This window comes from Nocardioides sp. B129/18 (assembly GCF_055282735.1).
The window spans coordinates 23,166-46,594 of the sequence record NZ_JBUZJI010000008.1 but is presented as its reverse complement, the minus strand read 5'-3'; the positions used below and the strand labels follow the sequence as shown (position 1 = coordinate 46,594).

Sequence of the window (23,429 nt, the reverse complement as noted above, 5' to 3'; positions counted from 1 at the left end):
CGGTTCGCTCATCTCGCCGCTCCCTTGCGTCCGTGGGCCCTGCTGGTGCCGCCGTGTCCGGCGGCGCGTCCTGCGCGCGCGTCCTGCGCGTGCGGCACGGGTCCGTCGTGGACCCGCTCCACCGCCCGCAGCCGCACCGAGGCGGCCCGGGGGTTGTCCGAGATCTCGCCCTCGTCGGCCTTCTCCGCGCCGCGCGTGACCGCCGTGAAGGGCGGGGCCGCGCCGTCGGGCACGAAGGGCAGGTCGGGCGGGACGTCGAGGCGGGTCGCGGCCGTGAAGGCCTGCTTGACCAGCCGGTCCTCCAGCGAGTGGTAGGACTCGACGACCACGCGCCCGCCGACGCCGACGGCGTCGAGGGCAGCGGGCATCGCCCGGCGCAGCACCGCGAGCTCGTCGTTGACCTCGATGCGCAGGGCCTGGAAGGTCCGCTTGGCCGGGTGGCCGCCGGTGCGACGGGCCGGAGCCGGGATCGTGGCGTAGAGCAGCTCGACGAGGCGGGCGCTGGTGGTGAAGGGCTCCTTCTCCCGCTCGCGCTCGACGGCCTCGGCGATCCGCTTGGCGAACCGCTCCTCGCCGTAGTCGCGCAGGATCGCGGTGAGCTCGGGCACCGACGCCTGGTTGAGGACGTCGGCGGCGGTGCGGCCGCGGCTGCCGTCCATGCGCATGTCCAGCGGCGCGTCCTCGGCGTAGGCGAAGCCGCGCTCGCGCAGGTCCAGCTGCATGGAGGAGACGCCGAGGTCGAAGAGGAGGCCGGAGACCTCGCCGGCGGCGAGCCCGACGTCCTCGAGCACCCGCGGGATCTCGTCGTAGACCGCGTGGACGCCGACGAACCGCTCGCCGAAGGGCGCGAGGCGCTCCCCCGCCCGACGCAGCGCCTCGGGGTCGCGGTCGACGCCGATCACCCGTGCCTCGGGGCAGCGCTGGAGGACGGCCTCGCTGTGGCCGCCGAGGCCGAGGGTGCAGTCGATCAGCACCGAGCCGGGGCGGGCCAGCGCAGGGGCGAGGAGACCGACGACCCGGTCGAGCAGCACCGGGACGTGGAGCGGGCGGGGCATCGCGCTCAGCCCGCCACGAGGCTGGTCAGGGCCAGCAGGAGTCCGGCGCAGCCGAGCGCGAGCCCGGCGGAGAAGCCCATGAGCAGCGCGGCGTCGCGCACCTGCTGGCGCACGCGGCGCGCGGGCCGCGAGGCCGCGGGAGGCGCGGTGTCGCTGATCGTCCTGCTCATCGGTGTCGACCCCAGGTGAGTGCGTGGCGAGTGTGGCGGTGCTGCGGTGGTGCTGCGGTGGTGCGGTGGCGCTGGTGCGACGAGCCGCAGGGCCAGGTCCCCGCCCGCTCCGGATCGGGGAAGACGTCGTGGTTCTGATGCCGGGGAAGGTGCCTCAGAAGCACAGGAGCGGGCTGAGACCTGGCCCTGCGGATCGCTGGTGGAGTTGTGGTGGAGGAGGGTGGAGCGAGGGTCAGACCGGGGCCTGCTGCTCGTCGAGGTCGGCGAACTTCTCCGAGGCCCCCGAGGAGTAGTCGGCCCAGCGCTGGGGATCCCAGATCTCGACGCGGTCCATGACGCCGATGACGACGACGTCGCGCTGGAGCGCGGCGTAGGTGCGCAGGTGGAGCGGGATGCCCACCCGGCCCTGCTTGTCGGGCGTGCCCTGCTCCGCGGAGGCGAAGAGCACGCGGGCGTAGTCGCGGGCGTCGCGGTTGGTCATCGGCGTGGACTGGGCTCGCGACGCCTCCTGCATGAAGACGTCCTCGGGCCACACGACCAGGCACTTCTCCTGCCCCTGCGTGATCACGAGCCCCTCCGCGAGTCGATCCCTGAACTTCGCCGGCAGGAAGAGCCGGCCCTTCTCGTCGAGCTTCGGCGTGTACGTGCCCATGAAGAACACGTCGCACCTCCGGTGACGGGAGGAGCATGGTCGTCTCCTCCACTACGCACCACCCTACTCCACTTCGCTCCACCGTCAACCACAAATCACCCCCTTCGCTCCCCCGTTCCTCCCTGCGACGGCGGCACCGCGCTCCACCGGGCGTCCGCACCGGGACTCCCCTGCGGTTGAGCGGGGGCAATACGGTGGACACTCCGGACCGCAGCGGCATTGGGACCGCGACGGCCGCGAGCAGGAGGACCCCCGTGGAGGCCCAGGTGACCAGCCAGATCCCGCCCGCCGACCCGCTGGCCGGCGCGCCCACGCCCGGCGGCGCCGACGTCGAGACCATCGCCCGGGTCGCCGGTCGGATCCGGACGAACGTCGAGCGGGTCATCGAGGGCAAGCCCGACGTCGTCACCGCGGCGCTGGTCGTGCTGCTCAGCGAGGGCCACCTGCTGCTCGAGGACGTCCCCGGCGTCGGCAAGACGATGCTCAGCAAGGCGCTGGCGCGCAGCATCGACTGCACGGTGCGACGCATCCAGTTCACGCCGGACCTGCTGCCCTCCGACATCACGGGCGTCTCGGTGTTCAACCAGGACACCCGCGAGTTCGAGTTCCGCCCCGGCGGCGTGTTCGCCAACATCGTCGTCGGCGACGAGATCAACCGCGCCTCGCCCAAGACCCAGTCCGCGCTCCTGGAGTGCATGGAGGAGCGTCAGGTCACCGTCGACAACGCCACCTACGAGCTGGAGTCGCCGTTCCTGGTGATCGCCACCCAGAACCCCGTCGAGATGGAGGGCACCTACACCCTCCCCGAGGCCCAGCGCGACCGCTTCATGGCGCGGGTCTCGATGGGCTACCCCGTCGAGAGCGCCGAGCTCGCGATGCTCGCCCACCACACCGCCGCCACGCCGCTCGACGACCTCGAGCCGGTCACCGACGCCGCCGAGATCCGCAAGCTCATCGCCTCGGTGGGTCGCGTGCACGTGGCCGAGTCGGTGCTGCGCTACGTGCTGGGCATCACCGGCGCCACCCGATCGAGCAGCGAGCTGACGCTCGGCGCCTCGCCGCGCGCCAGCCTCCACCTCGTGCGGGCGGCCAAGGCCTACGCCGCGCTGGAGGGCCGCGACTACGTCATCCCCGACGACGTCACGGTGCTCGCGCCCTCCGTGCTCACCCACCGCCTCATCCCCGGACCCGAGGCCGCCATGTCGGGCCGCTCGGCGGCCGCGATCCTGCGCGACCTGCTGGCGGTCGTCCCCGTTGCGTGACGCGCTCGCCGGCCTGACCCTGCGCGGCCGCGCCCTGCTGGGCGCCGGCCTCGCCGCGATGGTCTGCGCGCTGCTGCTCGACCAGACGACGTTCGTGCGCGCCGGCGTCCTGGTGATCGCGCTGCCGCTGATCGCCGCCGTCGTCCTCGCCCGCAGCCAGTACCGCCTGGCGCTCGGCCGCGTGCTGACGCCCGCGACGGTGCCGGCCGGCTCCCAGGCCGAGGTGCGGCTCACCTTCACCAACGAGGGCCGCACGCCCACGGGCATCCTGCGCCTGGAGGAGCAGCTGCCCTACGCCCTCGGGCCGCGTCCGCGCTTCGTGCTCGACGGCGTCGGCCGCGGCTGGCGCCGCCAGGTGCGCTACCAGGTGCGCTGCGAGCAGCGCGGCCGGTTCACCATCGGCCCGATGCGGGTGCAGGTCGGCGACCCCTTCGGCCTGGTCGCCCTCCAGCGCGAGTTCAGCAGCACCGCCACCCTCCTCGTCACGCCGCGCACCGTCGACCTGCCCCCGGCCATGCTGCCGTCGGCGTGGTCGGGCTCGGGCGAGGAGCGGCCGCGCTCCTTCGCCACCGGGTCCGCCGAGGACGTCACGGTGCGCTCCTACCGCCGCGGCGACGACCTGCGTCGGGTGCACTGGCGCTCCTCGGCCCGCTCCGGCGAGCTCATGGTCCGGCGCGAGGAGCAGCCCTGGCAGGCCCGGGCGACGCTGCTGCTCGACGACCGGGCCGCCGCCCACCGCGGCAGCGGGGCGTCGTCGTCGTGGGAGGCCGCCGTCACGGCCACCGCGTCGATCGGCCTGCACCTGATCCGGCAGGGCTACGCGGTGCACCTGGTCACCGCGACCCAGCCCGCCTCCGCCGAGTCGCCCTGGCACGGGCAGGTCGCCGCGACCGCCGCGACCGCGCTCATCGAGTCCCTCGCCGTCGTCGAGACCCACGAGGCCGGCACCGTCTCCGCCGGCGCCGCCGAGCAGGTCCAGGGCGGCCTGGTCATCGCGGTGCTCGGCGCCGTCGGCGAGCCCGACGTCCCGGCGCTGCGCCGCCTCCAGCAGCGCGGCGGCACCGCCGTCGCGCTGACCCTCGACGTCGACACCTGGGCCGGCGCCCCCGCCGAGCCCCTCGCCGGCGCGCTGCTCGGGGGCCTGGGCTGGCGCTCGGCCCGGTGGGGTGCCGGCGAGCCGCTCGACCGCGCCTGGCTCGGCCTGACCACCTCTCCCCGCCGCGACGCCGCCCCTGCCGGAGGACCACGATGAGACGCGATCCCGCCGCCCTGCCCGGACTCCTCGGCCGCGCACTGCTGGCCGGCCTCACCACCTGGGTCGCGCTGCTGTCGTGGCGCGACTTCGCCGTCGTCTCCTCGGGCTACCTGCGTCCGCTGCTGTGGCTCGCAGTGCTCGTCGCGCTGCTCGGCACGCTCGGCCGCTGGCTGCGGCTCAAGGCCCCGATCGTCCTGCTGGCCCAGGTCGTCGCAGGCTTCCTCGGCGCCAGCCTCGCCATCGTCGGAGGCCTGCCGCTGGGCTCGGACCTCACCCGCCTGCGGATGGCGGTCTCCACCGCCGAGGAGTCCGCCCAGACGTTCGCCTCGCCCCTGGGACGCAGCGTCCCGCCGATCGACCCGCTGCTGATCCTGGCCGGCCTGGCCATCATCGTGCTGGTCGATCTGCTGGCCTGCGGGCTGCGCCGGGCGCCGCTGGCCGGCGCCCCCCTGCTCGCCGCCCTCGCGGTGCCGGTCGGCATCCTCGGCGACCTCGTGCCGTGGTGGACCTTCACGCTCGTCGCCGTCGGGTACGTCGTCCTGCTCTTCACCCACGAGCGCGACTCCGCGGGCCGCTGGGGCCACCGCGTCGACGACTCCGCCCCCGGCAGCGGCGGACGGCGCGCCGCGGTCGGCTCGAGCGCGGTGCTCGTCGGCGCGAGCGCCACCGCCGTCGCGGTGCTGCTCCCTCTCGCCCTGCCCGGCATCGGGCTGCGCGCCTTCGACCTCGGCAGCGGCTCGGGCCCGGGCGGGTCCGGCGTCTCGGTGACCAACCCGATGACCGACCTGCAGCGCGACCTGCGGCGCGGTGCCGACGTCCCGGTGCTGCGGGTGCGCACCGACCAGCCCGACCCCTCCTACCTGCGCATCGCGGTGCTCACGACCTTCAACGGCCAGCGCTGGACCGCGGGCGACCGCTCCATCCCCAGCGACCAGCGGGCCGACGGCTCCGCGGTGCCGCTCACGGGGGTCTCCCCCGACGTGCCCCGCACCGTGCACCGCTGGGACGTCAGCGTCTCCGACCTCGACTCCACCTGGCTGCCCACCCTCGACGACACCACCCGGGCCGACGCGCGCGGCGACTGGCGCTACGACACCGACACCGGCGACTTCATCGCCGCCGACGACGACCTGGACACCCGCGACCTGAGCTACTCCTTCGACGCCGCCGCCCTCGACATCACCGGCCGGGACCTCGAGGAGGCCGGCCCGTCCACCGGCGCGGTGCCGCTCTCCTACACCCGGCTGCCCGACGACCTGCCCCCGATCGTCACGCAGCTCACCGACCAGATCACCGCGGGTCGGGCCACCGACTACGCCGCCGCCGCCGCGCTCCAGGACTTCTTCCAGAACGACTTCACCTACGACCTCAGCCGCGCGCCGGTCGGCAACGGCAACGACGCCCTGGCGGCGTTCCTCGACCCGGGCGGCGACCGACGGGGCTACTGCGAGCAGTTCGCCTCCGCGATGGCCGTGATGGCCCGCGAGGCCGGCATCCCGGCCCGGGTCGCGGTCGGCTTCCTGCGCCCGGAGCAGATCGGCCGCGGCGAGTACGAGTACTCCACCCACGACCTGCACGCCTGGCCCGAGCTCTTCTTCCGCGGCTACGGCTGGGTGCGCTTCGAGCCGACCCCGACCACCCGCACCGACTCCGTGCCCGGCTACAGCCGCGCCGAGACCGCGAACCCGCAGGACGGCGCCAGCCAGGCCCCGTCGGCCGAGCCGTCCACCGCCCCGAGCTCGCAGCCGAGCGCCGCGCCGTCGCGCGACCCGCGCCAGGCCACCCCGGACGTCGGCGACCTCGCCGCGCCTCAGGACGACTCCATCCTCCCGACCGTGCTGAGCGTCCTCGGCGTCCTGGTGCTGCTCGTCGTCCTGGCGCTGCTGCCCGGTGTCGTGCGTCGACGCCGCCGCGTCCGGCGCCTGGCCGGCGACGTCGAGGCCCAGTGGAGCGAGGTGCGCGCCACGGCCCTGGACCTCGCGGCCCCCTGGCCGGCCGACCGCTCCCCCCGCGACACCGCGGACGAGCTCGTCGCGCACCTGCGGCGGGCCGTCAGCCGGATCTCCGACGACGACCGCGACGCCCTCACCTCGCTGGCGCGGGCCGTCGAGGAGCACCGGTACGCCCCGCCCGGACGGGCCCGCAGCGACGAGCGCACGCGCGTCTGGACCGAGCGGGTGCTCGACGCCCTCCACACCGCCGCCCCACCGCGGGCCGCACGTCGGGCGCGCTGGCTGCCGCGCACGCTGCTGGAGCGGAGCACGGCCCCCGCGACCGGCGCGGACGATCGGGAGCTCGTGAGCCGCTGAGCTGCTGAGCTGCTGAGCCGCTGAACGGGGTGAGCCGGCGGTTGACGCCGGCGCGATCTGCGCCGTGGCGACCGACCCGGCAGCACGGCCGGACCTCGTCGAGGCACTGCACCTGGCGAGCCGCGCTGGGCGAAGGGCCCCAGAACGAGAACGGCCCGACCAGAGTCGGGGTCTGGTCGGGCCGTGGAGCGAGGGGCGTCAGAAGCCGCCGGACTCCCGACGACGACGCCACCGCTCCTCGACGCGCTCCATGAAGGAGCCGGAGGAGCGGGACGAGCCGCGCGACGGGCCGCGGCCGGTGCGGCGGGGGCGGCCGGCACGTCCGCCGTCGACGACGGAGAAGCCGCCGCGCGAGGCCGGACGCGGGCCGGCCGGCTCGGCGGAGCCGCCCTGGCGCACGGCGTTGAGGCCAAGGGTGGCCGAGCCGAGCATGATGACGAAGCCGACGACGCCGACGGCCCACAGCTTGGTGGTCACGCCGGCCATCAGGACGGCGATGCCGACCACGAAGACCACACCGGCGAGGATCGCGCGACGCCGAGCCGAGCGCCGGGCGGTGGTGCCGCGCAGCGTCGAGACGAACTTCGGATCCTCCTCGGTGAGGGCACGCTCCATCTGCTCGAGCGCTCGCAGCTCCTCTTCCGAGAGTGGCACGTCAGCCTCCGGGTCGATCGGGTCAGCAGCAGCCACCGGCGACACCGGGGCCCCTCCAGGATAGGCAGGGTCGTCGCGCCACGGTAGGCGGTCCCGGGAATTTGTCCGACGGACGCCGCCCGCGCCGCAGCGCGCGACCCGCGGTCAGGTCGAGCGGCGCCCGAGGGCGTGCAGCTGGGCGGCCAGCGGCAGGTACTCCGGGCGCGTGGACACCGCGCGCTCGAGGTCGAGGAGCGCGGCGCTGGCGCCGGGCTCGAGGTCGAGGAGCGAGCCGGGGACCAGGTCGGCGAAGACCCGCACGCCCTGGACGCCCTGGGGCTCCAGGCCGGCGTCGCGCAGGAGACCCGCGAGCTCCTCGGCGGTGAACCGGCGTCCGCCGCGGGAGACCGGGCCGCCACCGTCGAGCAGCTCGCGGGCCTGCTGGAAGTGGCCGGCCATCGCCCGGGCGATGACGGCGGCGTGGCGCTGGGCGACGAGCAGGCTCAGGACGCCGTCGGGCCGGAGCGCGCCGGCGAGGTCGGCCAGCGCGGAGGCGGCGTCGCCGGCCAGCTCGAGGACGCCGTGGCACAGCAGCAGGTCGACGCTGGCCGGGCGGCCGGCGAGCGTGGCGAGGTCGCCCTGCTCGCTGGCCACCGCGACACCGGCCTCGCGGGCGCGCCGGTCGAGCGCGGCGAGGGCGTCAGGGCTGGGGTCGATGACGGTGACCCGGTGTCCGGCCTCGGCGATGCGGACGGCCAGTCCGCCGGTGCCGCCTCCGATGTCGAGCACGCCGAGCGGGCAGGTGGCGGCTGCGAGCAGCGGCTCGAGCGCGCTCCACACGACGCCGGTGCGCGCGGCCTGGCGGCGCTCGGAGGGACGGTCGCCTGCGGTGGTTCCGGGCATGGCCCCGACCCTACTGTCGCGGACCCGGCGCCGCGCACCCCGGCGGGGCGCTCAGCCCGCGCGCAGCCGGGTGGCGACGCCCTCGCGCGGGGCGGTGGCCCGGGGCGCGAGGCCCAGGGTCTGCTCGACGAGCGCGAGGAACCGCTCGGCGTCGCGCAGGAGGTCGTCGGCCTCGCGAGGGGTGACGGCGCGTCGGGAGCCGGCCGCGGCGGCCGCGCGCTTGGCGGCGCCGGCGGCGAAGAGGCCGGCCCACTCCTCCAGCTCCGGTGCGAGCCGGGCGAGGAGGGTCCAGGCAGTGGTGCGCCCGCGAGAGCGGGCGGCCTGCGGCCGCGCCCGGGCCGCGACGACGGCGGCCGCGGCCTGGAGCGCGGCGACGTGGGCGGTGGCGTAGCGGGCCGGGACGTCGGGCTGCGCGGCGGCCTCGGCCAGCGACGCGGCGGAGCGCGCCAGGTAGGCGTGGGTCTCGGCGGGCAGCAGGGCCGGGTGCGTGAGCACCGGGGCGTCGGTGCCCCGATCGGGGTGGGCGACTGCGTGCATGGCGACCTCTCCTCGACCCCGACCCCCGGGGCGACGCGACGCCGGACGGCGTCTCCCTCGGCGGACCGGGGGTCGAGGTCGGCCCGCCGAGGGTGTCGTCGGCGCCTCGTCCCTCGCAGTGGATTCGAACGCCTGTTCGACATGTTCGAGTGTGCCCCAGCTCGCGAGCCCGGTCAAGGGGTCGCGCACGGGTCGCGCACGGGGTCGCGCGGGCGGGCTCCTGGAGGAAGCCGGGGAGGGCTCAGTCGCGGGCGGCGACGAAGGCGTGCACCGAGGGACGGAACAGCGTCACGAGGATGGCGACGTCGAGGACGAGGGAGGCCCAGAGCAGCACCTCGAACGCCGTGGGCGCGCCGACCCGGATGCCCGCGCCGGTGCAGATGGCGACCACCAGGATCAGCCCGGCCAGCGACCAGCGCGCCCAGGCCAGGCCGATGCGGAACAGCGCGAGCAGCACGCCGACGATGGACGCGACCACGACGGCCAGCACGATCGCCACGGGCACGAACTGCGGGATCGCGATCGGCTGCTCGTCGATGAGGTACTGCAGGCCCTGGCGGGCGACGATCTCGCGGGCCTCGCGATGGCCCTCGGCCCAGTTGCGGATCAGCGCGTCGCGCTGGACGACGGTGAGCAGCACCGTGACCGCGCCGAGGCCCAGGAGCGCCAGCAGCAGGCCCGTCGCGACCTCGACCGACCGCGGACGGGGCCGGCGCGCGAGGGCGCCCGGAGCGTCGGCGGTGCCGGGAGCGGTGGCTCCGGGGGTGCTGGGCATGGGTCCTCCGTACGAACGGCTGCGGGGGGCGACAGCCCAGAGCCTAAGGTCTCCCCCATGAGCGAGGAGCACCCCGGCATCGCGCGCTTCCGCGAGGAGCACCGGGCCCGAGGCGGGCGCGGGCGCATCGTCGTCCTGCCCGACGGCGTCCACACCGCCGCGCTGGCGGCGCAGGCGCTGGGCTGCGCGGTGGGCGCCATTGCCAACAGCCTGCTCTTCGAGGACGACGGGCGTCCGGTGCTGCTGCTGACCTCCGGCGCGCACCGCGTCGACCTCGTCGCCACCGCCGCGCGCCTGGGCGTGCCCGCCCTGCGTCGCGCGAGCGCCGACGCCGTGCGCACCCACACCGGGCAGGTCATCGGCGGCGTCTCCCCCTTCTCCCACCCCGCGCCCCTGCCCACCTGGATCGACCCGACGCTGGCCTCCTACCCCGAGGTGTGGGCCGCGGCCGGGCACCCGGCGGCGGTCTTCTCCACCACCTACGACGAGCTGCGCGCGCTCACCGGCGCCACGCCGGTCGACGTCGGCCCGGCCCAGGACGGCGCCTGAGATGGCGCGGGTCGTCGTCATCGGCGGCGGGCTGGCAGGCATGGCCTCCGCGGCCCGCCTGGCCAAGACCGGGCACCGCGTCACGCTCGTCGAGGCCGACCGCGAGCTCGGCGGCGCGCTCCGCCCGGTGCGCGCGGAGGAGCACGGCGGCCCACCGGGGTTCTCCTGGGACGCCGCGGTCTCGACGGTGCTGCTGCCCGCCGTGCTGCGCGACCTGTTCCGCAAGACCGGCCGACCGCTGGAGCAGGAGCTCGAGCTCGTGCCCGAGCCGGTGCTGCGCGAGCACCGCTTCGAGGACGGCTCGCGCCTGGTGCTCGAGGGCGGCTCCCGCGCCCGCCAGATGGAGGCGATGGAGGGGCTCAAGCCCGGCCTGGGCCAGGGCTGGCAGGACTACGTCGACGCCGGCGGCGACGACTGGGAGGTGCTGCGACGCCACTACTTCGAGGTGCCGTGGACCCCGGACGCGCTGGCGGCCGAGGCCGTCGAGCGGCTCGACTCCCGCGAGACCCTCGAGCGCCGCATCAAGGGCGCCCTGCGCGACAAGCGGGCTCGGCTGCTGGCCGCCTACCCGGCGATGATCGACGGACAGGACCCCCGCACCACGCCCGGGTGGACCGCGCTCACGGCCTATCTGGAGCAGACCTTCGGCGGCTGGCGCTTCGAGGGCGGCCTGCCGACGCTGGCCGCCGGCCTCGGCGCCCGGCTGGCCACCCGCGGCGTCGAGGTGCTCCTCGGCACGCGCGCCGTCGACGTCGTCGTGCGGGAGGGCCGCGCGGTCGCCGTCACGATCGTCACCGCCGACGACCTGCCGCAGGACCTCGACGCCGACCACGTCGTCTGCGCCATCGACCCCCGCCGCCTGCCCGTCCTCGCCGACGCGGCCGCGCGCACCATGCCCGCGCTGCCGCCGGTGATCAGCCACCTCGCCCTGCGCGACGACGAGCCCGACGACCCGCTGCCCGACCTGCCGCCGGAGGTCGTCCTGCACGGGGATCCGCTCCTCGTGGTGCGCACCGGCGGCCGGGCGCCCGAGGGCCACCGCGCCTGGACGATCCTCGGCCGCGGACGCGTGGCCGAGCCGCTGCCGGTCGCGCTCGCCCGGGCCGGCCTCGACGTCCGCTCGCGCATCGTGCACCGCGTCGACCTCAGCCCGCGCGACCTCGTCGAGCAGTGGAACGGCTCGCCCTACGGCGTCCTGTGGCAGGGCCGCACGACCGTGCGCCGCCGCCTCGGGCCGCAGACCCCGGTGCCCGGCGTGCTCGCCGCCGGCGCCCACGCCACCCCGGGCGCGGGCCTGCACGCCGTCGGCCTCTCGGCGGCCCTCGTCTCCCAGGTGATCGGGCCGGCCTGAGAGAGGCTCGGACCGAGCGTCAGACCGTCACGTGCAGGCGCTCGAAGATCTCGAGCGTCGCCCGGGACTGGTTGAGCGTGTAGAAGTGCAGCCCCGGCGCGCCGGCGTCGAGGAGCTCCTCGCAGAGCTCGGCGGCGATCGCGATGCCCTCGGCCCGCATGGCGACGGGATCGCCCTCGTGCCGGGCGATGCGCGCGACGATCTCCGGGGGCACCTCGGTGCCGATCAGCTCGCCCTGACGCCGGATCGCGCTGAGGTTCAGGATCGGCATGATGCCCGGCAGGATCGGCAGGTCGACCCCGCGCGCCGCGACCCGCTCGACGAGCCCGACGTAGTCGGAGGCGCGGAAGAACATCTGGGTGACGGCGAACTCGGCGCCGGCGCGGGCCTTCGCGGCGAGCACGTCGGCGTCCTGGTCGAGCGAGGCCGAGGCGGGGTGCCGCTCGGGGAAGGCGGCGACGCCGATGCGGAAGGTGCCGCGGGCCGCGGCCATCTCGACGAGCTCGACGGCGTAGGAGAGCCCGCCCTCGGTGGGCGTCCACGGCGCCCGGGGGCCGTCGGCGGGGTCGCCGCGCAGCGCCATCACGTGGTGGACGCCCGCCTCCTCGTACTCGTCGAGGATCGCCTCGAGCTCGGTGCGGGTGTGGCCGACGCAGGTGAGGTGCGCCATCGGCACCAGCGAGGTCTCGCGCGCCATCCGGCCGGTGATGCGCACCGTGCTGCCGCGGCTGGAGCCGCCGGCGCCGTAGGTGACCGAGACGAACGTCGGCCGGTAGGGCTCCAGCGCGCGGACCGTGGCCCACAGCCGCTCCTCGCCCGCCTCGTCGCGCGGCGGGAAGAACTCGAAGCTGAAGGAGCGCTCCCCCGCCTGCGCGAGCTCGCGCAGCGAGCGTCCGCGACCGATCGTCATGCCGCGATCCTAGGTTCGCGCGGGTCACCGCCGGGGCGGACGTCCACGGGCGCGGGCCTGCGCCTACGCTCGGTCGACGTGAGCGACTCCCCCGGCACCGGCAGCCACACCCACCCGGCGACGGCCGACGACCCGGTGGGCGCCGAGCCGTTCCGCGCGGCCGTGCAGGAGGCGCTCGACGCGGTCGTCGACGCCCAGGCCGTGCGCCTCGCCCCCCTGGGGCCGGACGCCGAGCGGCTGGTCGCCGAGGTGCGGGCCCTGCTGGCCGGCGGCAAGCGCCTGCGGGCGCTGTTCTGCCGCTGGGGCCACCTCGCGGTGCTGCCCGACCCCGAGCCGGCCCGCGCGCAGGCGCTCGTGCGCGCCGCGGCGTCCCTGGAGCTGCTGCACGCCAGCGCGCTGGTGCACGACGACCTCATGGACGCCTCCGACACCCGGCGCGGACGCCCGTCCACGCACCGCGGGTTCGAGGCCGAGCACCGCACCGCCGGCTGGGGCGGCGACCCCGCCCAGTACGGCGCCGCCGCCGCGATCCTCACCGGCGACCTCCTCCTCGCCTGGGCCGATGAGGCGCTGCGGCGCTGCGGCCTCGCGCCCGACGACGTCGCACCGGCGCTCGAGGTCTTCGACGAGTGCCGCACCGAGGTGATCGCCGGGCAGTTCCTCGACGTCTCGGTGCAGGCACGCGCCCGCGCCGACGTCGACACCGCCATGACGGTGCTGCGCTACAAGTCGGCGAAGTACTCCGTCGAGCGGCCGCTGCACGTGGGCGCCGCGCTCGCCGGCGGTGACGCCGCCGCGCTCGCCGCGCTCAGCGCCTACGGCCTCCCGCTCGGGGAGGCCTTCCAGCTGCGCGACGACGTCCTGGGCGTCTTCGGCGATCCCGCCGTCACCGGCAAGCCCGCCGGCGACGACCTCGTCGAGGGCAAGCGCACCGTGCTGGTGGCCCTCGCGCTCGAGCACGCGCCGGCCGACCGGGCCGCCGACCTCGACGCCGCCCTGGGCGGCCCGCTCACCGAGCAGGACGTGCAGCGGCTGCGGGCCACCATCGAGGACTCCGGCGCCCTGGCCCGCGTCGAGGAGCTCATCGAGCGCCTCACCGCGCAGGCGCTCGACGCGCTCGACGCCGGCGGGTTCCCCGAGCCGGCCCGGGCCGCGCTGCGCGCGCTGGCGCTGGCCGCGACCCGGCGCCAGGTCTGACCCGCCTGCTGGGGATCTACCAGGCCATCGCCTGGGCGCGGCGCTTGACCTCCGAGCCCCGGTTCTCGCGCAGGGCGTCGATCGGGCGCCCCGGCAGGTCGAGGTCGAGGAAGAGCCACGCGATGATCTCGCGGTCGGTGTAGCCACCGTCGTGGAGCATCGTGATGAGGCCGCTGAGGCCCTTGGCCAGCTCGACGTCGTGCACGAACAGCTCGGGCACCAGCTGGCCGCGGCCCGGCGCGGGCACCGCGGCGGCGAGCAGGTGGTCCTGGATCATCGACTTCACGCGCGAGGTCGTGACGCCGATGCGGCGCCCCACCTCGGCCCAGTCGATCCAGTCCTCGACGAGCACCGCGAGGTCGTGGTCGGCGAGCGGGACGTCGGTGCGCCGAGCAGCCTCGGCGGCGGGGGTCGTCGGGGCGTCGGAGGAGGACTCGTGCTCGGCCATGGCGACATCGTCCCATGCGTGTCAGCGCAGGTCGCACGCGTGTCGCCCCGTACGATGACCGGGCCGGACGCCCTTCCCCGTCCGGAGCGCAGGGGGTCGTCGAGATGGAGCAGTCCACGCGGTCAGGTGCCGCCGGTGGCTCCTCCGACCCCTTGGTCGGACGCCTCCTCGACGGCCGGTACCGCATCGGTCGGCGCATCGCCCGCGGCGGCATGGCCGGCGTCTACGAGGCGCTGGACACCCGCCTGGACCGCACCGTCGCCGTCAAGGTCATGCACGCCGGGCTCGGCGACGACGAGCAGTTCGCGGCCCGCTTCGTCCGCGAGGCCCGCGCCGCCGCCCGCCTGAGCCACCCGCACATCGTGGCCGTCTACGACCAGGGCGACGACGACGGCACGGTCTTCCTGGCGATGGAGCTGGTGCCCGGCCACACCCTGCGCGACGTCATCGCCAAGGAGACCCCGATGCCGCCGGCCAAGGCGCTGGCGCTGCTGGAGCCGGTGGTCTCCGCGCTCGCCTCGGCCCACCGGGCCGGCCTCATGCACCGCGACGTCAAGCCGGAGAACGTCCTGATCGCCGACGACGGCCGGATCAAGGTCGCCGACTTCGGCCTGGCGAAGGCGATCAGCGCCGAGACCCAGCACACCGCCACGGGCGTGCTGATCGGCACCGTCTCCTACGTCGCCCCCGAGCTGGTCGTCGACGGCACCGGCGACGCCCGCGCCGACGTCTACGCCGTCGGCGTGATCCTCCACGAGCTGCTCACCGGCCGGAAGCCGCACCAGGGCGAGAGCCCGATCCAGGTGGCCTACAAGCACGTCCACGAGGACGTCCCGGCGCCGTCGCAGCTCGTGCCCGGCCTGCCGGCCTACGTCGACGCGCTGGTCGCCCGCGCCACCGCGCGCGAGGTGAGCCAACGTCCCTCCGACGCCGGCGTGCTGCTGCGCCACCTGCACCGCGTCCAGCAGGCCCTGCGCGAGGGCGTCGACGACCCCGACCTCACCCAGGACCTCACGCCGATCGTCGCGGGCCTGCGCGCGAGCACCGAGGAGATCGTCGGCGTCGAGGAGATCCGCGAGCGGCTCCACGAGCCCGCCGACGTCGAGCACACCACCGTCGCCCCGCTCGAGCCGATGCCCGCCGCGGTCGCACCGCGTCCGACTCCCGCGGGTCCCCCGGGTTCCGCAGCGCCCGCGCACGCCCGGGCCGACCGGCGGCGGCGCCGCGGACCGCTGCTCGTCCTGCTCGCCGTGCTGCTCGCGATCGCGCTGGCCGGCGGGGCCTACTGGTTCGGCTACGGCCGCTACGACTCCATGCCCAGCGTCATCGACCTCACCCGCGCCCAGGCCACCTCGCGCCTGGAGCAGGCCGGCTACGACGTCCGCGTCGGCACCTCGGTCTTCAGCGACGAGGTCGCCGAGGGCCACGTCGTCTCCACCGACCCCGGTCCCGGCGCCCGGGTGCTCGGCGGCGCGACGGTCACCCTCGTGCTGTCCAAGGGCGTCGAGCAGTACCCGGTGCCCGACGTCGTCGGCCAGACCCGTGCGGCGGCCGAGAAGGCGCTCACCGGCACGCGGCTCGAGGTCGGCCTGGTCTCCGGCGCCTACTCCGACACCGTGCCGAAGGGCCAGGTCATCTCCACCGACCCCAAGGCCGGCGTCCAGGTGCGCGCCGGCGGCGCCGTCGCCCTCGTGGTGAGCAAGGGCCTCGAGCCGGTGCGCGTCGGCAACTGGGTGGGCAAGCCCGCCGACCAGGCCCAGCAGGCGCTGGAGGCGCGCGGACTGAAGGTCGATCGCAGCCAGCAGGTCTTCGACGACACGGTGCCCGCCGGATCCGTCGTCTCCCAGGACCCCCGCGGCGGCACGCTGCTCAAGGGCGGCACGGTGACGCTGGTGGTCTCCAAGGGGCCCGAGCTCGTCGAGGTGCCCGGCGGCCTCATCGGCTCCGGCGTCGACGCCGCCACCTCCGCCCTGGAGGCCCAGGGCTTCAAGGTGAAGGTCGAGGAGTCCGGCGCCTACATCGGCCTGCGCTACGTGCTGCGGGCCTCCCCGGGCAGCGGCCAGAAGGTGCCGAAGGGCTCGACGATCACCCTCTTCCTCGTCTGAGCCACCCCGGCTCGTAGGCTTCGCCCGTGCCGAACCCCGCCCTGCTCCGTCCTGTCGGCACCCACGTCCAGGTGGGCAAGGGCCTGGTGCCCGGCGCCCTGGCCGCGGTCGACGAGCTGGGCATCGAGGCCGTGCAGGTCTTCCTCGGCAACCCCCGCGGCTGGGCGACCTCGCCGGGCCGCCCCGACGACGACGCCGGCTTCCGGGCGGGCGTGCGCGAGCGCGGTCTGCGGGCCTTCGTCCACGCGCCGTACCTGGTGAACCTCGGCTCGCCGACGCCGGCCACCTACGAGCGCAGCGTCGCCCTGGTGGCCCACAACCTGCGTCGTGCCGCCGAGATCGGCGCCGAGGGGCTCGTCGTCCACACCGGCTCGTTCGTCGCCCCCGCGGGCAGCGACGAGGAGGCCGCCGAGCGGTTCGCCGCGGCGATGACCCAGGTGCGCGAGGGCCTCCTGCCGATCCTCGAGACCCTCGACGACGACGCCCCCTGGCTGCTCCTCGAGCCCACCGCCGGGCAGGGCCGCTCGCTGTGCGCGGGCGTCGACGACCTGGCGGTCTACCTCGACGCGCTCGACCGCCACCCCCGCGCCGGGGTGTGCCTGGACACCTGCCACGTCTTCGCCGCCGGCGCCCCGCTCGACGAGCCGGGCGGCGTCGACGCCACCCTGCGCCGCCTCGAGGAGGTCGCCGGGGCCGGCCGGCTGCGCCTCGTCCACGCGAACGACTCCAAGGACCCCCGCGGCTCGCTGAAGGACCGCCACGAGCGACTCGGAGAAGGACACGTCGGCGTCGACGCCTTCGCCGCGCTCATGACCCACCCGCTCACCGAGGGCGTGCCGTTCGTGCTGGAGACCCCGGGCTCGCGCGAGCCTGGCAACGCCGACCTCGCCCTCCTGCGACGCCTGCGCGGCGATGCCGACTCCGACGCGGCGCTGGTGGAGGCCTCGTGAGCACCGCCACGGCGCCGGTCTCCCGGCGCATCAGCCTGCTGGCCACCGGCGCCCTCCTGGCGATGACGGCCTGCTGGGGCTCGACGTTCTTCCTCATCAAGGACCTCCTCGAGCGGGTGCCCACGCTCGACTTCCTGGCCGTGCGCTTCGCGATCGCCGCGGTGGTGATGGCTGCGGTCGCGCCGGGGGCGCTGCGTCGCCTGACCCCGGAGTCGCGCAAGCACGCCGTCGTCCTCGGCCTGGTCTACGGCGTCGCGCAGATCCTGCAGACCGCCGGGCTGGCGCACACCCCGGCGTCGGTCTCGGGGTTCATCACCGGCCTCTACGTCGTCAGCACCCCGCTGTTCGCGGCCGTGCTGCTGCGCACCCGCATCACCGGGCTCACCTGGGCGGCCGTCGCGCTCGCCATGGCCGGCCTCGGCGTCCTGACGCTCGACGGGCTGTCGGTGGGCTACGGCGAGGCGATCACCCTCGTCGCCGCGCTGCTCTACGCCCTCCACATCGTCGGCCTCGGCGCGTGGTCGGACCCGCGCCAGGCGCTGGGCATGTCGATCCTGCAGATCGTGGTCATCGCGGTCGTGTGCCTGGTGGCCACGGCCTGGGACGGCATCGTCCTGCCGCCCACCGCGGCCGACTGGGCCTCGGTGCTCTACATGGCGCTGGTGGCCGGGGCGCTGGCGATGCTCGCGCAGACCTGGGCGCAGGCCCATCTGCCGCCGACGCGCTGCGCGATCGTCATGTCGATGGAGCCGGTCTTCGCCGCCGGGTTCGCCGTCGCGCTGGGCGGCGAGAGCGCGACGCTGCGGATGGTGCTCGGCGGGCTCATGGTGCTGACCGCCATGATCGTCGTCGAGCTGCGTCCCGGCGGGGACGACGAGGACGAGCCGCTGGAGGGCGGCGTCCAGCATCTTGCCGTCTGAGACGTCCGTCCCACCCCTCGATCGGCCCGCCTAGGTTCGTCGCAGACGCCGTCCCCCGGGCGTCGGAGAGCGAGCGCAGCCCGATGGTCGTCGTCATGGCCCCCGACGCCACCGACGCCGACATCGCCCGCGTGGTCGAGCGCGTCGAGGGCGTGGGCGGCGAGGCGTTCGTGAGCCGCGGCCTGGTGCGCACCATCATCGGCCTGGTCGGCGACGTCGACTCCTTCCACCACCTCAACCTGCGCACCCTGCCCGGCGTCGCGGACGTGCACCGCATCTCCGACCCCTTCAAGCTCGTCAGCCGCCAGCACCACCCCCACCGCTCGACGGTGCACCTCGGCTGCGAGGCCACGCGCGTCGCCATCGGCCCCGACGGCCTCCTGCTCGGCGGCGGGCTCGGCTCGGCCGGCCAGCACGCGCAGGTGCTCGACGCCGCCCGCATGGCCGCCTCCGCCGGCGCCCGCCTGCTGGTCGGCGGGATCGTGCGCCCCCGCGGCACCACGCGCGTCCTGCCCGCCGGTCGCACCCTGGAGGCGCTCGCCGAGGCCCGGGCGGCCGCCGGGCTCCCGCTGGTCGTGGGCGTGGCCCATGCCGACGACGTCGAGGAGGCCGCGGCCGTCGCCGACGGGCTGCGCGTCGCGGGCCGTCACGCCGGCGACGAGGAGCTGCTCGCCGCCGTCGGCGAGCAGGACGCCCCGGTGCTGCTCGAGCGCCCGGTGGGCGCGACGGTCGAGGAGTGGCTGATGGCCGCCGAGCACATCGCCCAGCACGGCAACCTCGAGATCGTGCTGTGCGAACGCGGCGTCCCGAGCGCCGAGCCCACCGCGCGCACCACCCTCGACATCGCCGCCGTCCCGCTGCTCCAGGCCGCCAGCCATCTGCCGGTCGTCGTCGACGTCTCGCGCGCCGCCGGCCGGCCCGACCTCGTCGTCGCCCTCGCCCGCGCCGCGATCGCCGTGGGCGCCGACGGCGTCCTCGTCGACGTCCACCCGGCGCCGGAGACCGTGCCCGACGACGGCGTCTGGGCGCTGGCCGACACCGGGCTGCGCGACCTGGCCCAGGTGGTCCGGCGACTGCCCTCGGCGGTGGGCCGGGCAGAATCTCCCTCGTGACCACCTGCGCCCGCTGCTCCGCAGCGCTCGGCGTCGGCCGGTTCTGCACCAACTGCGGGCACCGGGTCGGCGCGGAGCTGCCCCCCGAGCCCACCCCCGCCGACCCGACGACGCCGCGTCCGGTCCACGAGGCTCCGCCGCCCGCGCGCTTCCCGCTGTGGGCCGACGCCACCGGCGAGACGCCGGCCGCCCCGACGCGCGCCGCCGCCGAGGAGGACCCGCCCACCGCGACGATCCCCGTCGTGCCGGCGAGCCCCGTGATCGCCTCGACGCGCTCGCCTCGTCCCGGCGGCTCCCAGACCGCGCTCGTGCTGGCCGTCGTGGCGGTGGTCGTCGTCCTGGCGCTGGTGGCCGGCGCGATCCTGCTGGTGCGCAGCGGCGGCTCGGACGAGGCCGCCACCGACCCGACGCCGAGCGACGCCGCCACCCCGCCGTCGCCCGCACCGTCCACACCGAGCGCCTCGAGCTCCCCGAGCCCGAGCGCGTCGAGCTCCCAGGAGCCCACGCGGCTGGCCGACATCGCCGGGATCAGCGCCCCGCAGGCGGGGCCCACGAGCGCCGACGTCGCCACCGGCCAGCCGATCACCTACGTCGCCGAGAACATGCTCGACGGCGATCCCACCACCTGCTGGCGCACGCCCGGGGACGCCGGTGGTCAGGAGATCGTGGTGCGGCTGCCCTCGGCCACCACGCTGGTGGAGGTCGGCCTGATCAACGGCTACGCCAAGACCAGCAAGGCCGACGGCCGCACGTACGACTGGTACCACGGCAACCGGCGGGTGCTCTCGGTGGAGTGGATCTTCGACGACGGCACGCGCCTGACGCAGGACCTGCGCGACACCCGCTCGCTCCAGCGGCTCGACGTCGAGGGCGTCAAGACCACCACCGTGCGGCTGCGGCTGCTCTCGGTGAGCCAGCCGGGCACCGGCCCGGCGGGCAAGGACAACACCGCGATCAGCGAGATCTCGCTGCTGGGCACCGCCCCGCGGGGCTGAGGACTCGAGTCAGACCGCGAACAGCGGACCGAGCACGTCCGCGGCCTGCTGGGCGGCGGCACGGTCGACGCCGAGGTGCGTCACCAGGCGCACCGCGCGCGGGCCGACCGCGGTGACGAGCACGCCCGCCTCGCGGGCCCGGGCCACCAGGCCCGGAGCGTCGTCGTGCGGCACGACGACGATGTTGGTGTCGACGCCGGCCGGATCGAGACCGCACGCCTCGGCGAGCAGCCGCGCGTGCTCGTGGTCCTCGGCCAGCCGCTCGACGTGGTGGTCGAGAGCGTGCAGCCCCGCAGCCGCCAGGATGCCGACCTGACGCATGCCGCCGCCCATCCGCTTGCGCCACACGCGGCTCTCGGCGATGGCGTCGGCGCTGCCGACCACCAGCGAGCCCACGGGCGCGCCGAGGCCCTTGGAGAGGCAGACGGCCATGACGTCGGCGACGGCGCCGTAGGCCTCCAGCGGCGTGCCGGTGGCGACGTGGGCGTTCCAGAGGCGGGCGCCGTCGAGGTGGATCGCGACGCCGACCTCGTCGGCCCAGGCGCGCAGCGCGCGGAGGTCGTCGATCGGGAGCACCGCTCCCCCGGCGAAGTTGTGGGTGCACTCCACGGAGACCGCGGCGGTCGCCACGAAGAACGGACCCATGTCGGGGGCGTGGAGCCCCTGGATCGCGGGGAGGTCGACCTGGCCGCGCGGGTGCGTCCAGGTGCGCATCGTCAGGCCCGTGTAGGCGCCGTGGGCGCCGAGCTCGGCCCGCGCGATGTGGGCCGAGGACTCGCACAGCACCTCGCGTCCGACGCCGACGACGGTGCGCACCGCCAGGACGTTGGCCATCGAGCCGGTGGGCGTGAACAGCGCCGCCTCGTGGCCCAGCAGGCCCGCCACCCGCTCCTCGAGGGCACGGACGGTGGGGTCCTCGCCGAAGACGTCGTCGCCCACCTCGGCGCGCGCCATGGCGGCGCGCATCGCCTCGGTGGGAACGGTCACGGTGTCCGAACGCAGGTCGACAGGGCTCACGGGGCTCACGTGGGCCGAGTCAACCATCGGCTCAGCGCTGGCGAAGCATCTCCGCGACGAGGAAGGCCATCTCGAGGGACTGCACGCGGTTCAGGCGCGGGTCGACGACCGACTCGTAGCGGTGCGCCAGGCCGGCCTCGTCGAGCTCCTCGCCGCCGCCGATGCACTCGGTGACGTCGTCGCCGGTCATCTCCACCAGGATCCCGCCGGGCACGGTTCCCAGGCCGCGGTGGACGTCGAAGAAGCCCTGGACCTCGTCGACGACGTCCTCGAAGCGGCGGGTCTTGTAGCCGGTGCTCGACTCGAAGGTGTTGCCGTGCATGGGGTCGCTGACCCACGCCACGGAGACGCCCTCGGCGGTGACCTTCTCGACCAGCGGCGGGAGGCCGTCGCGGATCTTGCCGGCGCCGAAGCGGGTGATGAAGGTGAGGCGGCCCGGGGTGTTCTCCGGGTTGAGCCGCTCGGCGAGCGCGAGGGCGTCGTCGGCGGTGGCCGTCGGGCCGAGCTTCACCCCGATCGGGTTGCGCAGGTGCCGGAAGTACTCGACGTGCGCGCCGTCGAGCTGCCGGGTGCGCTCGCCGATCCACACGAAGTGGCCCGAGACGTTGTAGGGCTGCTCGGTGCGGGAGTCGATGCGGGTCATCGCGTGCTCGTACTCCATGAGCAGCGCCTCGTGGCTGGAGTAGAAGTCGACGCGGCGCAGCTCCTCGGCGTCGGCGCCGATGGCGCTCATGAACGCCAGCGCCTTGTCGAGCTCGGCGGCGAGGGCCTCGTAGCGCTGACCGGCCGGCGAGGTGCGCACGAAGTCGGTGTTCCAGGTGTGCACCTGGCGCAGGTCGGCGTAGCCGCCGGTGACGAAGGCGCGCACGAGGTTCAGCGTCGCGGCCGAGGCGTTGTAGACGTCGAGGAGGCGCTGGGGGTCGGGGATGCGCGACTCGGGGGTGAAGTCGAAGCCGTTGACGGCGTCGCCCCGGTAGGCCGGCAGCGTCACGCCGTCGCGGGTCTCGGAGTCCGAGGAGCGCGGCTTGGCGTACTGGCCGGCCAGGCGGCCGAGCTTCACCACCGGCACCGAGCCGGCGTAGGTGAGGATGACGGCCATCTGCAGCAGCACCCGCAGCTTGTTGCGGACGTTGTCGGCCGTGACGCCCTCGAAGGTCTCGGCGCAGTCGCCGCCCTGCAGGAGGAACGCCTCGCCCCGGCTGACCGCCGCCATCTTGGCGGTGAGGTCGTCGCACTCGCCCGCGAACACCAGCGGCGGCATCGTGCGCAGCCGGCCGACGGCGGCGTCGACCGCCGCGGCGTCGGGATAGGTCGGCTGCTGCAGGGGCTTGAGGGCGTGCAGATCGGCGAGGGACGGCATGCTCACGCGCAAGAGCCTACGCGGGGAGCGCCCCGAGGCCCGCCTCGCCGTCTCCGCGTGGGACGAGACCCGCAGCCAGCTGCGGCGCGAGGGCCCGACGCGGCGTTTCGTGCGGTGCCCCTAGGGGTAGGCCGGACCCATGACCAGAACCCCCCTCTCGGGTCGCCGTCGCCTCGCCGCGACCGCGATGGCCCTCATGACCGCGACGGGCCTCGGCGTCGTCGCCACGCCCACGGCACAGGCCGACGTCGGCTCCACCCAGCAGATCCGCCTCGTCGGCGACCAGCCGGTCTCCGGCCGGTACAGCGCGACCTTCAAGAACTACTCCGAGGCCCAGTACGGCCACTGCGACTCAGCGGCCTGTCCTTTCCTTGGCTACCGCGTGTCGAAGGGGAAGCTCCAGACCAGGCTCAAGACATACCGGCTCTCCGAGGGCATCAAGGGATACGACTACTACCTGCTCGACGCCGACACGATCGTGACCTCCAAGAGCGGCCTGGGCAACCTCGCGCGAGCTCGCCTCGACGTCACCACCGGCGGCGCCACGATCGTCGACATGACCGAGACGAAGTCGATCTCCGGCCGAACCGGCTCGTGCACGACGATCGGGCTCAGCCTGACCGCCGCCTGGGGCATCGCAGGCGTCGAGGCCAGCGTCGGCAGCGTCAACATCTGCAGCAAGGGCGCGACGATCTCCCGGTCGACGGCTCCGGCCGGCAACACCACCGCCTACGTCGCCGACCGACTGCGCCACATCAACCGCGTCACGATCAACCGCTGGGTCAAGGTGAAGGCCGGCGAGCGGCCCCGCTTCCGTGTCGTCCTCACCTGGCCCACCGACACCTGCACCGAGGTGCGTGGCGACTGGTGCGCGCGCTTCAAGGAAGGCCGCCAGTCGACCAAGTACGCCGTCGCGACCACGGGCTGACCCGTCGTCAGCAGAGTCGAGGGCCCGCCCGCCGAG

At 75.3% G+C, this 23,429-nt stretch carries 23 protein-coding genes; 12 read left to right on the top strand and 11 right to left on the bottom strand.

What is annotated here, in order from left to right; genetic code table 11:
- Positions 1–8: 8 nt before the first annotated feature.
- The 3 genes from rsmH to mraZ all read right to left on the bottom strand — a co-directional run bounded on the left by rsmH (position 9) and on the right by mraZ (position 1,877).
- Positions 9–1,055 (bottom strand): 16S rRNA (cytosine(1402)-N(4))-methyltransferase RsmH, encoded by a 1,047-nt coding sequence (rsmH, locus tag ACZDWJ_RS07975; protein ID WP_463520405.1) that lies wholly within the window; start codon positions 1,053–1,055, stop codon positions 9–11.
- A 5-nt stretch (positions 1,056–1,060) separates the two neighbouring features.
- Entirely contained in the window at positions 1,061–1,225 is a 165-nt protein-coding gene (locus tag ACZDWJ_RS07970) for a hypothetical protein (protein ID WP_463520404.1), read from the bottom strand.
- A gap of 232 nt (positions 1,226–1,457) precedes the next feature.
- On the bottom strand, positions 1,458–1,877 hold the full coding sequence (mraZ, locus tag ACZDWJ_RS07965) for a division/cell wall cluster transcriptional repressor MraZ (RefSeq protein ID WP_463520403.1): 420 nt from the start codon (positions 1,875–1,877) through the stop codon (positions 1,458–1,460).
- Between the two features lie 296 nt (positions 1,878–2,173).
- Here mraZ and ACZDWJ_RS07960 point away from each other — a divergent pair, with 296 nt between their 5' ends.
- From ACZDWJ_RS07960 to ACZDWJ_RS07950, 3 genes are read left to right on the top strand one after another with little or no spacing between them, the layout of a single operon-like run.
- Positions 2,174–3,139 carry an AAA family ATPase gene (locus ACZDWJ_RS07960; RefSeq protein WP_463520510.1) on the top strand — a complete coding sequence of 322 codons (966 nt, stop codon included), beginning with the start codon at positions 2,174–2,176 and terminating at the stop codon, positions 3,137–3,139.
- Positions 3,132–4,391, top strand: coding sequence for a DUF58 domain-containing protein (locus tag ACZDWJ_RS07955; protein ID WP_463520402.1), 1,260 nt, complete (start codon positions 3,132–3,134; stop codon positions 4,389–4,391). The genes ACZDWJ_RS07960 and ACZDWJ_RS07955 overlap by 8 nt, the downstream gene beginning before the upstream one ends.
- A complete protein-coding gene (locus ACZDWJ_RS07950) occupies positions 4,388–6,703 on the top strand; it encodes a transglutaminase TgpA family protein (protein WP_463520401.1) in 2,316 nt (771 codons plus the stop codon). The genes ACZDWJ_RS07955 and ACZDWJ_RS07950 overlap by 4 nt, the downstream gene beginning before the upstream one ends.
- A gap of 198 nt (positions 6,704–6,901) precedes the next feature.
- Here the strand turns inward: ACZDWJ_RS07950 and ACZDWJ_RS07945 are convergent, their stop codons facing one another.
- From ACZDWJ_RS07945 to ACZDWJ_RS07930, 4 genes are all read right to left on the bottom strand, one after another.
- Positions 6,902–7,357 carry a DUF3040 domain-containing protein gene (locus ACZDWJ_RS07945; protein ID WP_463520400.1) on the bottom strand — a complete coding sequence of 152 codons (456 nt, stop codon included), beginning with the start codon at positions 7,355–7,357 and terminating at the stop codon, positions 6,902–6,904.
- A 144-nt stretch (positions 7,358–7,501) separates the two neighbouring features.
- On the bottom strand, positions 7,502–8,239 hold the full coding sequence (locus tag ACZDWJ_RS07940; RefSeq protein ID WP_463520399.1) for a methyltransferase domain-containing protein: 738 nt from the start codon (positions 8,237–8,239) through the stop codon (positions 7,502–7,504).
- Between the two features lie 51 nt (positions 8,240–8,290).
- Positions 8,291–8,776 (bottom strand): SAV_6107 family HEPN domain-containing protein, encoded by a 486-nt coding sequence (locus ACZDWJ_RS07935; protein WP_463520398.1) that lies wholly within the window; start codon positions 8,774–8,776, stop codon positions 8,291–8,293.
- A gap of 241 nt (positions 8,777–9,017) precedes the next feature.
- Entirely contained in the window at positions 9,018–9,551 is a 534-nt protein-coding gene (locus ACZDWJ_RS07930) for a hypothetical protein (RefSeq protein ID WP_463520397.1), read from the bottom strand.
- A 57-nt stretch (positions 9,552–9,608) separates the two neighbouring features.
- Here ACZDWJ_RS07930 and ACZDWJ_RS07925 point away from each other — a divergent pair, with 57 nt between their 5' ends.
- The gene (locus ACZDWJ_RS07925) at positions 9,609–10,100 is read left to right on the top strand and encodes a YbaK/EbsC family protein (RefSeq protein ID WP_463520396.1); all 492 of its coding nucleotides are present in this window, start codon (positions 9,609–9,611) and stop codon (positions 10,098–10,100) included.
- A 1-nt stretch (position 10,101) separates the two neighbouring features.
- Positions 10,102–11,451, top strand: coding sequence for a phytoene desaturase family protein (locus ACZDWJ_RS07920; RefSeq protein ID WP_463520395.1), 1,350 nt, complete (start codon positions 10,102–10,104; stop codon positions 11,449–11,451).
- 19 nt (positions 11,452–11,470) lie between these two features.
- Here ACZDWJ_RS07920 and metF read toward each other — a convergent pair whose 3' ends face one another.
- Positions 11,471–12,361: a methylenetetrahydrofolate reductase [NAD(P)H] gene (gene metF, locus ACZDWJ_RS07915; RefSeq protein ID WP_463520394.1), complete on the bottom strand. Its 891-nt coding sequence runs from the start codon at positions 12,359–12,361 to the stop codon at positions 11,471–11,473.
- 78 nt (positions 12,362–12,439) lie between these two features.
- On the opposite strand from metF, the gene ACZDWJ_RS07910 reads away from it, so the two are divergent.
- Entirely contained in the window at positions 12,440–13,558 is a 1,119-nt protein-coding gene (locus ACZDWJ_RS07910; protein WP_463520393.1) for a polyprenyl synthetase family protein, read from the top strand.
- Between the two features lie 16 nt (positions 13,559–13,574).
- On the opposite strand, the gene ACZDWJ_RS07905 is transcribed toward ACZDWJ_RS07910, so the two are convergent.
- Positions 13,575–14,006 (bottom strand): Rv2175c family DNA-binding protein, encoded by a 432-nt coding sequence (locus tag ACZDWJ_RS07905; RefSeq protein WP_463520392.1) that lies wholly within the window; start codon positions 14,004–14,006, stop codon positions 13,575–13,577.
- Positions 14,007–14,110: 104 nt separating this feature from the next.
- Here ACZDWJ_RS07905 and pknB point away from each other — a divergent pair, with 104 nt between their 5' ends.
- From pknB to ACZDWJ_RS07880, 5 genes are all read left to right on the top strand, one after another.
- Entirely contained in the window at positions 14,111–16,111 is a 2,001-nt protein-coding gene (gene pknB / locus ACZDWJ_RS07900; RefSeq protein WP_463520391.1) for a Stk1 family PASTA domain-containing Ser/Thr kinase, read from the top strand.
- 26 nt (positions 16,112–16,137) lie between these two features.
- Positions 16,138–17,061 carry a deoxyribonuclease IV gene (locus ACZDWJ_RS07895; protein ID WP_463520390.1) on the top strand — a complete coding sequence of 308 codons (924 nt, stop codon included), beginning with the start codon at positions 16,138–16,140 and terminating at the stop codon, positions 17,059–17,061.
- Positions 17,058–17,981: a DMT family transporter gene (locus ACZDWJ_RS07890; protein ID WP_463520389.1), complete on the top strand. Its 924-nt coding sequence runs from the start codon at positions 17,058–17,060 to the stop codon at positions 17,979–17,981. Before ACZDWJ_RS07895 ends, ACZDWJ_RS07890 begins: the two co-directional genes overlap by 4 nt.
- Before the next feature lie 95 nt (positions 17,982–18,076).
- Positions 18,077–19,093: a 3-deoxy-7-phosphoheptulonate synthase gene (locus ACZDWJ_RS07885; protein WP_463520388.1), complete on the top strand. Its 1,017-nt coding sequence runs from the start codon at positions 18,077–18,079 to the stop codon at positions 19,091–19,093.
- Positions 19,090–20,088 carry an NADase-type glycan-binding domain-containing protein gene (locus tag ACZDWJ_RS07880; protein ID WP_463520387.1) on the top strand — a complete coding sequence of 333 codons (999 nt, stop codon included), beginning with the start codon at positions 19,090–19,092 and terminating at the stop codon, positions 20,086–20,088. The genes ACZDWJ_RS07885 and ACZDWJ_RS07880 overlap by 4 nt, the downstream gene beginning before the upstream one ends.
- A gap of 9 nt (positions 20,089–20,097) precedes the next feature.
- Here ACZDWJ_RS07880 and ACZDWJ_RS07875 read toward each other — a convergent pair whose 3' ends face one another.
- Positions 20,098–21,132: a threonine aldolase family protein gene (locus tag ACZDWJ_RS07875; RefSeq protein WP_463520386.1), complete on the bottom strand. Its 1,035-nt coding sequence runs from the start codon at positions 21,130–21,132 to the stop codon at positions 20,098–20,100.
- Positions 21,133–21,136: 4 nt separating this feature from the next.
- Entirely contained in the window at positions 21,137–22,465 is a 1,329-nt protein-coding gene (locus tag ACZDWJ_RS07870; RefSeq protein WP_463520509.1) for a class II 3-deoxy-7-phosphoheptulonate synthase, read from the bottom strand.
- Positions 22,466–22,604: 139 nt separating this feature from the next.
- Here ACZDWJ_RS07870 and ACZDWJ_RS07865 point away from each other — a divergent pair, with 139 nt between their 5' ends.
- On the top strand, positions 22,605–23,393 hold the full coding sequence (locus ACZDWJ_RS07865; RefSeq protein ID WP_463520385.1) for a hypothetical protein: 789 nt from the start codon (positions 22,605–22,607) through the stop codon (positions 23,391–23,393).
- Positions 23,394–23,429 lie beyond the last annotated feature (36 nt).

Excerpts from the sequence above, each read along its gene's own strand:
- rsmH (WP_463520405.1), bottom strand. The coding sequence starts at position 1,055 with ATGCCCCGCCCGCTCCACGTCCCGGTGCTGCTCGACCGGGTCGTCGGT.
- ACZDWJ_RS07970 (WP_463520404.1), bottom strand. The coding sequence starts at position 1,225 with ATGAGCAGGACGATCAGCGACACCGCGCCTCCCGCGGCCTCGCGGCCC.
- mraZ (WP_463520403.1), bottom strand. The coding sequence starts at position 1,877 with ATGGGCACGTACACGCCGAAGCTCGACGAGAAGGGCCGGCTCTTCCTG.
- ACZDWJ_RS07950 (WP_463520401.1), top strand. The coding sequence starts at position 4,388 with ATGAGACGCGATCCCGCCGCCCTGCCCGGACTCCTCGGCCGCGCACTG.
- ACZDWJ_RS07940 (WP_463520399.1), bottom strand. The coding sequence starts at position 8,239 with ATGCCCGGAACCACCGCAGGCGACCGTCCCTCCGAGCGCCGCCAGGCC.
- ACZDWJ_RS07935 (WP_463520398.1), bottom strand. The coding sequence starts at position 8,776 with ATGCACGCAGTCGCCCACCCCGATCGGGGCACCGACGCCCCGGTGCTC.
- ACZDWJ_RS07930 (WP_463520397.1), bottom strand. The coding sequence starts at position 9,551 with ATGCCCAGCACCCCCGGAGCCACCGCTCCCGGCACCGCCGACGCTCCG.
- ACZDWJ_RS07925 (WP_463520396.1), top strand. The coding sequence starts at position 9,609 with ATGAGCGAGGAGCACCCCGGCATCGCGCGCTTCCGCGAGGAGCACCGG.
- ACZDWJ_RS07920 (WP_463520395.1), top strand. The coding sequence starts at position 10,102 with ATGGCGCGGGTCGTCGTCATCGGCGGCGGGCTGGCAGGCATGGCCTCC.
- metF (WP_463520394.1), bottom strand. The coding sequence starts at position 12,361 with ATGACGATCGGTCGCGGACGCTCGCTGCGCGAGCTCGCGCAGGCGGGG.
- ACZDWJ_RS07905 (WP_463520392.1), bottom strand. The coding sequence starts at position 14,006 with ATGGCCGAGCACGAGTCCTCCTCCGACGCCCCGACGACCCCCGCCGCC.
- pknB (WP_463520391.1), top strand. The coding sequence starts at position 14,111 with ATGGAGCAGTCCACGCGGTCAGGTGCCGCCGGTGGCTCCTCCGACCCC.
- ACZDWJ_RS07885 (WP_463520388.1), top strand. The coding sequence starts at position 18,077 with ATGGCCCCCGACGCCACCGACGCCGACATCGCCCGCGTGGTCGAGCGC.
- ACZDWJ_RS07875 (WP_463520386.1), bottom strand. The coding sequence starts at position 21,132 with ATGGTTGACTCGGCCCACGTGAGCCCCGTGAGCCCTGTCGACCTGCGT.
- ACZDWJ_RS07870 (WP_463520509.1), bottom strand. The coding sequence starts at position 22,465 with ATGCCGTCCCTCGCCGATCTGCACGCCCTCAAGCCCCTGCAGCAGCCG.
- ACZDWJ_RS07865 (WP_463520385.1), top strand. The coding sequence starts at position 22,605 with ATGACCAGAACCCCCCTCTCGGGTCGCCGTCGCCTCGCCGCGACCGCG.